This is a genomic window from Micromonospora sp. NPDC047740 (assembly GCF_043204735.1).
In the GTDB taxonomy this organism is placed as follows: domain Bacteria; phylum Actinomycetota; class Actinomycetes; order Mycobacteriales; family Micromonosporaceae; genus Micromonospora.
In genome coordinates this window covers 139,502-149,352 of the sequence record NZ_JBIDCT010000021.1, presented here as the reverse complement: position 1 = coordinate 149,352, position 9,851 = coordinate 139,502, and the positions used below count along the sequence as shown (strand labels likewise).

The following is a 9,851-nucleotide window of genomic DNA, read 5'->3' as shown; positions in this document are numbered from 1 at the left end:
AGGATGGTGTTGGTACGCATGATGATCACAAGCCTTTCGGTCGGGGGAACGGCACACACACGCGAAAGGGGGGTGCGCGGGCGCCGCGTGAAAGGGAAAGTCAGAAATCTGCCCGGCGGCCACAGCGGGGGGCCTGCACGGGGCGTTCCGCGGTGTAACGACCGGGGCTCGGGGATCATTCCACCCGGCTTTCCGGCGGCCGGCCCTGGGGTGCTCGGGCGGCCGGGGGATGTAACGACCGGGGACCGGGGATCATTCCACCCGGCTTCCCGGGGACCGGCTGGCGGATCCGGAGGGGATCTGCTGCGCGGCCCGGGGATGTAACCACGGCCGGCGGCCGATCATTCCGCCGCAGCCGGGGCCACCCTCAGGGGGTCGCAGATCCGGCGCGGTCAGCCATGTACAACGCCCCCGGCCCTAGCCTGATTCCCCCGAGGCCACCCCCGCCACCGGACACCCAGGCCCGAACCGGACATGCCACGCAGAGCGAGACGCCCACCAGACAGCCCATCCCGCGCAGGCCGGATCGAACGGGTGTCGACGGACCTCCGGCACGAAACGGTCGAGGGCCACACGCACACTCGACCCTCACCCACCGTCACATCCCGCCGTGGACCAGACCCACCCGCACCCTGCTTTGCTCTGCAGCCACATACGCAACACTCACCGAACGTGCCAGGCTGCGTATCTGGCTGCAGAGCAAAGCGAGGACGGGCACAGACCCCGCCGATGAGCGCAGGCAAGACGGCATCCTCGGAAGCTGGGCGGACGTCGATGCCGGCCCGCTGGTACAGGCATGGCACTCAGCGGAACGCCATTGCCGTCAAAAGCCACCAGTCACCGCCATGGCGTTCCACTCATGACTCGCCACCCGGCGGCCCCATCAGGTTGCCGGCGTCGAGCCGAAGTGGTGTGGGCGCGGACCGCGGCTGGTGAGGCGGCGTATCTCCGCCCAACCCGGTCGAGAGGCATGCACGCGCTTCGGGCGGATCTTGATCGGGATGCGGCCGGACGTCGGTCACCGTGGATGCCGGTTGGCGGCGTGCCATCATGTCGGATCATGGAGATCTGGCACAACCCGTCCTGCTCGAAGTGCGCCACCGCCCGGGCCACCCTCGACGAGGCGCGGGTACCCTACCGGCTGCGGGCGTACCTGGCGGAGCCGCCGAGCGCGGGGGAGTTGACCGAGGTGCTGCGCCGGCTGGACGCCCGGGCCTGGGACATCTGCCGCACCGGCGAGCCGGCCGCGGCGGCCCTCGGAATGGCCGACTGGCCCCGCGACGACGGCGCCGAGCCGCGCTGGATCGCCGCGATGGTCGCGCACCCGGAGCTGATCCAGCGCCCGATCCTGCTGCTGGAGGACGGCAGCGCACTGGTCGGTCGTACCCCTGAGGCCCTGGACGAAGCGGTGCGCCGCGCGGACCAGTGAGCCGGCGGGTCAGTCAGGAGGATGGCCGCGTCGCCTGCGCGTGCCGCTCGCGCAGCCGGTCCCGGATCTCCTCCGGGGTGTACGCCCGGCGCCGTCGTTCCGCCCGGGCCACGACCACGCCGGTCGCCGCGACGCCGGCGAGGCCGGCCAGTCCGAGCAGCTTCCACCACCGCATCCGTTGCCGCATCGGCCTAGGGTAGTCCGTTATGAGCATCAGCCTCGATGCGGCGGTGGAGCTGACCCGGACCGGGGACGTGTGGGTGTTCCGCGGGCGCAGCGTGCCGGACCGCGCCATCCAGTTCACCACCAACAGCCCGGTCAACCACGTGGGCATGGCGGTGGTCCTGGACGACCTGCCGCCGCTGATGTGGCACGCCGAGCTGGGTCGTTCGCTGCCGGACCGGTGGACCGGCACCCACCAGCGCGGCGTGCAGCTGCACGACCTGCGGGACGCGGTCTGCGTCTGGGCCAACCGGTACGGCCAGCGGGCCTGGCTGCGCCAGCTCGAACCGCCGGCCGACACCGCGATGGAGGAGGCGGTGCTGCGCACCGTGGCGCGTCTCGACGGCACTCCGTTCCCGTCCACCGCCCAGCTCGCCTGGCGGTGGGCGCGGGGTCGGGTGCCCGACCTGCGCCGCCGCCGGCCGTCCACATCCGAGGGTGGGGGTGTGCCGGTGCGTGACCGGGCGCTGGAGACCGCGTACTGCGCCGAGGTGGTGGCGGTGACCTACGAGGCGATGGGGCTGCTGCCCGCCGGTCGCCGGCCCAACTGGTACGACCCGGGTCGGTTCTGGAGCGGCGACGACCTCGATCTCACCGGAGGCGCGCAGCTCGGCGCCGAGATCGAGGTACGCATCCCGCCGCGCTGACCAGGTTTGCCGGAGCCGCCGCGCGGTAATGGAGAGCCCCGTGACGGCTTCCACGCATCTCGCCGCGCTGACCGACTTCTTCGACCGGTACGGCGTGGCGCTGACCACCGGCGACCTGTCCGCCATCGCCGGCTGCTACGCGCTGCCCGGGCTGGTGGTCGCCGACACGTACAGCTTCTCGTTCACCTCCCCGGCCGCGGTGGCCCTCAGCTTCGTCGGCGCGGCCGCCGACTACCGGGAGCGGGAACTGGTCGCGGCCAATGCCCAGATCGAGGACGTGCAGCAGGTCTCCGCGCTGCTCACCGAGGTGGCGGTGCGGTGGGAGTTCCTGGACAGCCGGGGGCGGGCGGTGCCCGGTGAGCGCTACCGCTACCTGCTGCGGGCCACCGACGACGGGCCGGCCATCTGCACCGTCATCCGTACCGCCTGACGCCGCGCCGGCGTGGGTGCCGTCCGCGGCTCAGCCGTCGACGCGCCGCTGGTCCACGACGACGACCACTGGACCGACGGCCCGCCGCCGCGGTTGCCGGGCAGCGGGCCAGTCGGTCGGGCGCCGCCGGTGGCGCGTCGCCGCGTGATGCGGCTCGGTGGAGCGGTCCATGATGGACGGCCGGCGGAAACCTCGACGTAGGACCGGGCCGAGCCGGCCGGTCTTCCGTCGATGAGTCCGGACAGTCTGGCCGACATGCGGTGCGCTCCGGTGCGTACGCCTCGTGGTGGCGGGCCGATCGCCGGGCGGTGGTCATCCGTTCTCCGCGTTCCGGTGGCCCGGACGGGCGAAACCTGGCGGCCCGCTGCCACCCGCCGCTCATGGCTGGCTACGCTGGCGCTCGGCTTCGGGCGAGGGGGGACGTGATGAACGCCGGACGTGGCCAACCGTCCGACGGGCCGTCGGCGCCCAGGCTGCTGATGTCGGTGCCGTGGATTGTGGTGCTGCTCGGCGTCGGCCTGCTCGCCACCCTGCTCGTGATCGCCCTGCTCGCGGCGCGGGGCCCGGAGCGCCGGGAGGTACCGGCGGCCGCTGCGCCGCCGATCTACCTGCCGACGCACGGCCTGGAGAGCCCCTCCGCCACGCCGGGCGACCCGGCCGTGCCGCTGGTCACCGCCGAACCCACCGCCGCGCCGACGGCGTCGCCCAGCCCGTCGCGGCCGGCCGGCCCGACCCGACCCGTCAGCCCGTCGCGGGCCGCGCCGGAGCTGGCCGAGCCCGCGCCGCTCGTGGCCGATGGCGCGGTCACCGCCCGGTACGAGGCCACCGGCAGCGATCGGCGGGGGTTCTCCGCCCGGCTGACCGTCGCGAACGGGTCCGGAGCGGGTCAGGACTGGACGGTGAAGTTGTCCTTCGCGGGCAATGTGAAGAGCGTCCAGGCCTCGTCCGCCTCCGGGGTCTCGGCCAGTTCCCGCGGCGGCGGGGTGTTCGTCCTGGCCGGCACCGGGGCGCTGGAGCCGGGGCAGAGCGTCACCGTGCGACTGGAGTTCAACCGGACGGGCACGGGTGACCGGCCGGACCGGTGCACGGTCAACGGCGCGGACTGCACCATCGGCTGAACCCGTCGCCCGGGGGCCGGCGCGACAGGTCGGGCACTGTTCGGTCTCGCTCCCGATCGGGTGTCCGGTGCGGAGCAGGGGACCGCGGGTCGGTCGGGTGGTTCGCACCGTCAACGGCGCGCGCTGCGCCGGCTTCTGAGCCCGCTCGCCACGGCACCGTCGATCGTGGCCGCGTCCTCCGCCCGGCACAACGATCGTGGGAACGGGCACGTTTCGCAAGACGGCTGCTTTGTTGCGACTTGGTTTGCAAGGTATTGCAGAACGTTTCGGCAAGGGCTAGCGTGCGGGCGAATCAGCGACCAGAGAAAGGCCGTCGATGAAACCCCCGCCGATATCCCCCAAGGCGCTGCTCGCCTTGGTCTCCTCCCTCGTGCTCACGCTCGTCGGCGTGCCGGTCGCCGTTCACCAGATGAGTGCCGACGGCAGCGACCGCGCTGCCGTCCCCGACGTCCTCGCTGCCGCCAACGCTCCGCAGTGGAGTCAGGAACCGTCCGCCGAGGCGCTGCTCAAGGCCGGCAGCAACAGCGCCCGGGCCGAGCAGTTCTACTTCGTCCTGCCGGACCGCTTCGCCAACGGGGACAAGCGCAACGACACCGGCGGGCTGACCGGCGACCGGCTCACCACCGGCCTGGACCCGAAGGACAAGGGCTTCTACCACGGTGGTGACCTCAAGGGGCTCATCGACAAGCTGGACTACATCCAGGGCCTGGGCACCACGGCCATCTGGCTGGCCCCGATCTTCAAGAACCGGCCCGTGCAGGGCACCGGCGCGGACGTCTCCGCCGGCTACCACGGCTACTGGATCACCGACTTCACCCAGGTCGACCCGCACTTCGGCACGAACGAGGAGCTGACGAAGCTGGTCGATCTCGCCCACCGGCGGGGCATCAAGGTCTACCTCGACATCATCGTCAACCACACCGCGGACATCATCAGGTACGCCGAGAACAGATACGGCTACGTCGACAAGCAGACCGCGCCGTACCGGGACGCGCAGGGGCGGGCGTTCGAGGACCGCAACTACGCCGACGGCACCCGGGACTTCCCGCAGGTCAACGAGAAGTCCTTCCCGTACACCCCGACCTTCGCCAGCGCGGCCGACGCGAAGGTCAAGGTTCCGGCGTGGCTGAACGACCCGACCATGTACCACAACCGGGGCGACTCCACCTTCGCCGGCGAGAACAGCGAGTACGGCGACTTCTTCGGCCTCGACGACCTCTGGACCGAGCGGCCCGAGGTGGTGCGGGGGATGATCGACATCTACGCGCAGTGGATCACGCGCGCCGGCGTCGACGGCTTCCGCCTCGACACGGTCAAGCACAGCAACCTCGACTTCTGGCCGCAGTTCAGCCGCGGCATCCAGCGGGCCGCGGAGAAGGCCGGCAAGCCGGACTTCTTCATGTTCGGCGAGGTCTACAGCGCCGACCAGGAGATCGAGTCGACGTACGTGCGGCAGGGCGGCCTGCCGGCCACCCTGGACTTCTCCTTCCAGGAGGCCGCGCGCGGCTACACCGCCGCCGGCGGCTCGGCCAAGACGCTCGCCGACCTGTACGCCCGGGACGACCTCTACGCCGCCCGGGACACCGGCGCCAACCGGCTGACCACCTTCCTGGGCAACCACGACATGGGCCGGATCGGTTCCTTCATCGCCGCCGCGGGCGGGGACGACGCCAGCCAGCTGCGCCGCGACCAGCTCGCCCACCAGCTGATGTTCCTCACCCGCGGCCAGCCCGTCGTCTACTCCGGCGACGAGCAGGGCTTCACCGGCCCCGGCGGGGACAAGGACGCCCGGCAGGACATGTTCGCCAGCCAGGTGCCGGACTACCTCGACGACGACCTGATCGGCACCACCCGTACCCACGCCGGCGACCAGTACGACACCGGCCACCCGCTGTACCGGACCATCGCCGAGCTGGGCCGGCTGCGGCAGGCCCACCCGGCGCTGCGGGACGGCATCCAGGTCACCCGGTATGCGGCCGACGGCCCCGGCGTCTTCGCCTTCTCCCGGATCCTGCCCACCGACCGCACCGAGTACGTCGTCGCGGTGAACAACGCCGCGAGCGCGCAGACTGTCACCGTGGACACCTGGTCGGCCGATGCCACCTTCACCGGCGTCTACGGCGGTGCCGCCACCGCGACGGCCGGCGCCAACGGCAAGCTGAGTGTCACCGTGCCGGCCATGTCCGCCGTGGTGCTTCGGGCCGACCGCGCGATCCCGCAGGCCGGGGCCGCCCCGGCGGTCACCGTCACCGAGCCCGGCGACGCCCCGGTCGCCACCCGGGCCGCCGTCACCGCACAGGTCACCGGCGACCCCCTGGCGGCCGTCACCTTCGCCGCCCGGGTGCCCGGCGGCAAGTGGACCCTGCTGGGCAGCGCGCACAAGGCGCCGTACACCGTCCACCACGACCTGACCGGCCTGCCCGGAGGCACGAAGGTCGAGTACAAGGCCGTGGTCCGCGACGGCAAGGGCCGCGTCGCCAGCACCCGGTCCACCGGCGTCGTCGGCACCCCCGCGCAGAGCGCGTCGCGGGACTGGGCGGTGGTGCACTACCAGCGCCCGGCCGGCGGATACGCCGACTGGGGCCTGTACACCTGGGGCGACATCGACCCGGCGTACCAGACCGAGTGGCCCAAGGGGCAGCCGTTCGCCGGTGAGGACTCCTTCGGCCGGTTCGCCTGGGTCAAGCTGAAGCCGGGCGCCAGGTCCATCGGCTTCCTCGTGGTCGACAAGAACGGGACCAAGGACGTCGACCAGGACCGCAGCATCGACGTGACGCAGACCGGCGAGATCTGGGTCAAGCAGGGCGACCCGACGGTGTACCCGACCCGGCAGGCCGCCACCGGCGAGCCCGACCCGCCGGCCGACCAGGGCACCGCGGTCATCCACTGGCGCAAGGCGGACGGCAACTACGACGGCTGGGGCCTGCACCTCTGGGACGGCGCGGCCACCCCGACCGACTGGGGCAACCCGCTGAAGCCGGAGAAGATCGACTCCTTCGGCGCGGTGTTCCGGGTGCCCCTGGCCGCCGGGGCCACCGGGCTGAGCTACATCGTGCACTCCGGCGACGAGAAGGACCAGCCCGAGGACCAGCGGCTCGACTTCGCCGCCGCCGGGCGCGAGGTCTGGCTGCTGGCCGGCATCAAGGGCCGGCTGCTCCCGTCGACCGCCACGGGCGTCGCCCAGGACCTCGACATCACCAAGCAGAAGGCGCAGTGGATCGACCGGTCCACCGTCGCCTGGCAGACCGGGCCCACCGACGGCAAGCGGTACGCCCTGGTCGCCGCCCCGGCCGGTGGGCTGAGCATCACCGACGGCGAGCTGGCCGGGACGTACACCACGCTGCCGTTGCGGGCGGAGCGCAACGGGCTCACCGAGGCCCAGCGCGCGGCGTGGCCGCACCTGTGGTCCTACCGCACCTTCAGCCTGGACCGGGCCGACCTGGCCAAGGTGCCGGCGGCGCTGCGCGGGCAGCTCGTGGTGACCGAGCGGGACGCCGAGGGCAAGCTGCTCGGCGCCACCGGGGTGCAGACCCCGGGCGTGCTCGACGACGTCTACCGGCCCGCCACCCAGGCGAAGCTCGGCCCGACGTTCACCGGCAAGGTGCCCACCCTGGCCGTCTGGGCGCCCACCGCGCGCACCGTCGCGTTGCAGCTCTTCGACTCGCCGACGGCCGAGCCGAAGACGGTGTCGATGAGCCGCGACGATCAGACCGGCGTCTGGTCGGTGCGCGGCACGAAGGACTGGACCGGGAAGTACTACCGCTACCGGGTGGAGGCCTGGCAGCCGGCGGCGCAGAAGCTGGTCACGGCGTCGGTGACGGACCCCTACTCGGTGGCCCTCGCGCCGGACTCGACCCACAGCCAGCTCGTCGATCTGGCCGACCCGGCGCTGGCCCCGGCCGGCTGGGCGACGCTGCGCAAGCCGGCCCCGGTCCCGTCGGCGAAGGCGCAGATCCAGGAGGTGTCGGTCCGCGACTTCTCCATCGCCGACACCACCGTGCCGGCCGAGCGGCGAGGCACCTACCTCGCCTTCACCGACCCGAAGACCGCCGGCATGAAGCATCTCGCCGGGCTCGCCGAGGCCGGGGTGAACTACCTGCACCTGCTGCCGGCGTTCGACTTCGCCACCATCCCCGAGAAGCGGGCCGACCAGCGGCAGCCCGGCTGCGACCTGGCGGCGCTGCCGCCGGACTCGGACGAGCAGCAGAAGTGCGTGTCGGCCGTCGCCGACTCCGACGGCTACAACTGGGGGTACGACCCGCTGCACTACACGGTCCCGGAGGGCGGCTACGCCGTCGACCCGGCCGGGGCACAGCGGACCACCGAGTTCCGGCAGATGGTCGCCGGGATCAACCGGGCCGGCCTGCGGGTGGTGATGGACGTCGTCTACAACCACACCTCGGCCGCCGGTACCGACCCGAAGTCGGTGCTCGACCAGGTGGTGCCGGGCTACTACCAGCGGTTGCTGGAGGACGGTACGGTCGCGAACTCGACCTGCTGCGCCAACACCGCCCCCGAGCACGCCATGATGGGCAAGCTCGTGGTGGACTCCCTGGTCACCTGGGCCAAGCAGTACAAGGTGGACGGCTTCCGGTTCGACCTGATGGGTCACCACCCGAAGGCGAACATCCTGGCCGTGCGCGCCGCGCTGGACCAGCTCAGCCTGGCCAGGGACGGCGTGGACGGGAAGAAGATCCTGCTGTACGGCGAGGGCTGGAACTTCGGCGAGGTCGCCAACGACGCCCGGTTCGTGCAGGCCACCCAGGCCAACATGGCGGGCACCGGGATCGGCACCTTCAACGACCGGCTCCGGGACGGGGTACGCGGCGGTGGCCCGTTCGACGGCAACCCGCGGATCCAGGGCTTCGCCTCCGGCCTCTGGTCCGACCCGAACGGTGACGACGTCAACGGCTCGGCGGCGGAGCAGCGGGCCCGGCTGTTGCACCAGCATGACCTGATCAAGGTGGGCCTGGCCGGCAACCTGCGCGGCTACCGGTTCACCGACTCGTCCGGGCGGCAGGTCACCGGTGCCCAGGTCGACTACAACGGCTCACCGGCCGGCTACACCGCCGCGCCGGGCGAGGCGGTCACGTACGTCGACGCGCACGACAACGAGATCCTGTACGACGCGCTGGCGTACAAGCTGCCGCCGGGGACCTCGGCCACGGACCGGGCCCGGATGCAGGTGCTCGCCCTGAGCACCGTGGTGATGGGGCAGGGGACGGGCTTCGTGACGGCCGGCTCGGAGCGGCTGCGCTCCAAGTCGCTGGATCGCAACTCGTACAACTCCGGTGACTGGTTCAACCAGATCCGGTGGGACTGCGCCCAGGGCAACGGGTTCGGCGCGGGCCTCCCGCCGGCGGCGGACAACGGGGACAAGTGGCCGTACGCCAAGCCCCTGCTGGCCGACCCGAAGCTGGTGCCGGACTGCGCGGCGATCGACCTGGCCGACGCCCGGTACGCCGAGCTGCTCCGGATCCGCCGGTCCTCGCCGGTGTTCGGGCTGACCACCGCCGACCAGGTGCAGCAGCGGGTCACCTTCCCGCTGTCCGGTACGCAGGAGACCCCGGGCGTGCTCACGATGGCCCTGGACGCCCGGGGCCTGGGCGGGGCGTGGAAGTCCGTCACGGTGGTCTTCAACGCCACGCCGGCGGCGGCGACGCAGACGGTGACCGGCCTGCGCGGGGCGGACGTGGCGCTGCACCCGGTGCTGCGTACGTCGGCCGACCCGGTGCTCCGCACGGCCTCGTTCGATCGGACGACCGGCACGTTCACCGTGCCGGCGCGGAGCGTGGCGGTCTTCGTGCAGAGCTGACCCGACGGATCCGGCCCCCTGCCACCGAGGTGGCAGGGGGCCGGATCGCTGTGTGGGATAGGTTTCGCCGGCCGTCGGTCAGTTGAAGCAGTCCTTGACGGTGCCGCCGCAGTTGGTGGGGTCGTTGTCGGTGATGGTGGTCTTTTCGTCGAGCTTGACCTTGCCGTTGTTGTTGAAGACGCCGCCGGCG

At 72.2% G+C, this 9,851-nt stretch carries 6 protein-coding genes; 5 read left to right on the top strand and 1 reads right to left on the bottom strand.

Annotated features, from left to right (window positions below):
- The first annotated feature begins 1,060 nt into the window (after window positions 1–1,060).
- A complete protein-coding gene (locus tag ACGF4F_RS31070; protein WP_357441995.1) occupies window positions 1,061–1,429 on the top strand; it encodes an ArsC/Spx/MgsR family protein in 369 nt (122 codons plus the stop codon).
- A 13-nt stretch (window positions 1,430–1,442) separates the two neighbouring features.
- Here the strand turns inward: ACGF4F_RS31070 and ACGF4F_RS31065 are convergent, their stop codons facing one another.
- Window positions 1,443–1,616: a hypothetical protein gene (locus ACGF4F_RS31065; RefSeq protein WP_357441994.1), complete on the bottom strand. Its 174-nt coding sequence runs from the start codon at window positions 1,614–1,616 to the stop codon at window positions 1,443–1,445.
- Window positions 1,617–1,635: 19 nt separating this feature from the next.
- Between ACGF4F_RS31065 and ACGF4F_RS31060 the strand changes: the two genes are divergently transcribed.
- From ACGF4F_RS31060 to pulA, 4 genes are all read left to right on the top strand, one after another.
- Entirely contained in the window at window positions 1,636–2,298 is a 663-nt protein-coding gene (locus tag ACGF4F_RS31060) for a hypothetical protein (protein ID WP_357441993.1), read from the top strand.
- A gap of 40 nt (window positions 2,299–2,338) precedes the next feature.
- Window positions 2,339–2,728: a hypothetical protein gene (locus ACGF4F_RS31055; RefSeq protein WP_357441992.1), complete on the top strand. Its 390-nt coding sequence runs from the start codon at window positions 2,339–2,341 to the stop codon at window positions 2,726–2,728.
- Window positions 2,729–3,153: 425 nt separating this feature from the next.
- On the top strand, window positions 3,154–3,846 hold the full coding sequence (locus ACGF4F_RS31050) for a cellulose binding domain-containing protein (protein WP_357441991.1): 693 nt from the start codon (window positions 3,154–3,156) through the stop codon (window positions 3,844–3,846).
- Window positions 3,847–4,162: 316 nt separating this feature from the next.
- Entirely contained in the window at window positions 4,163–9,661 is a 5,499-nt protein-coding gene (gene pulA, locus ACGF4F_RS31045; RefSeq protein WP_393082849.1) for a pullulanase-type alpha-1,6-glucosidase, read from the top strand.
- Window positions 9,662–9,851: the final 190 nt, after the last annotated feature.

Excerpts from the sequence above, each read along its gene's own strand:
- ACGF4F_RS31070 (WP_357441995.1), top strand. The coding sequence starts at position 1,061 with ATGGAGATCTGGCACAACCCGTCCTGCTCGAAGTGCGCCACCGCCCGG.
- ACGF4F_RS31065 (WP_357441994.1), bottom strand. The coding sequence starts at position 1,616 with ATGCGGCAACGGATGCGGTGGTGGAAGCTGCTCGGACTGGCCGGCCTC.
- ACGF4F_RS31060 (WP_357441993.1), top strand. The coding sequence starts at position 1,636 with ATGAGCATCAGCCTCGATGCGGCGGTGGAGCTGACCCGGACCGGGGAC.
- ACGF4F_RS31050 (WP_357441991.1), top strand. The coding sequence starts at position 3,154 with ATGAACGCCGGACGTGGCCAACCGTCCGACGGGCCGTCGGCGCCCAGG.
- pulA (WP_393082849.1), top strand. The coding sequence starts at position 4,163 with ATGAAACCCCCGCCGATATCCCCCAAGGCGCTGCTCGCCTTGGTCTCC.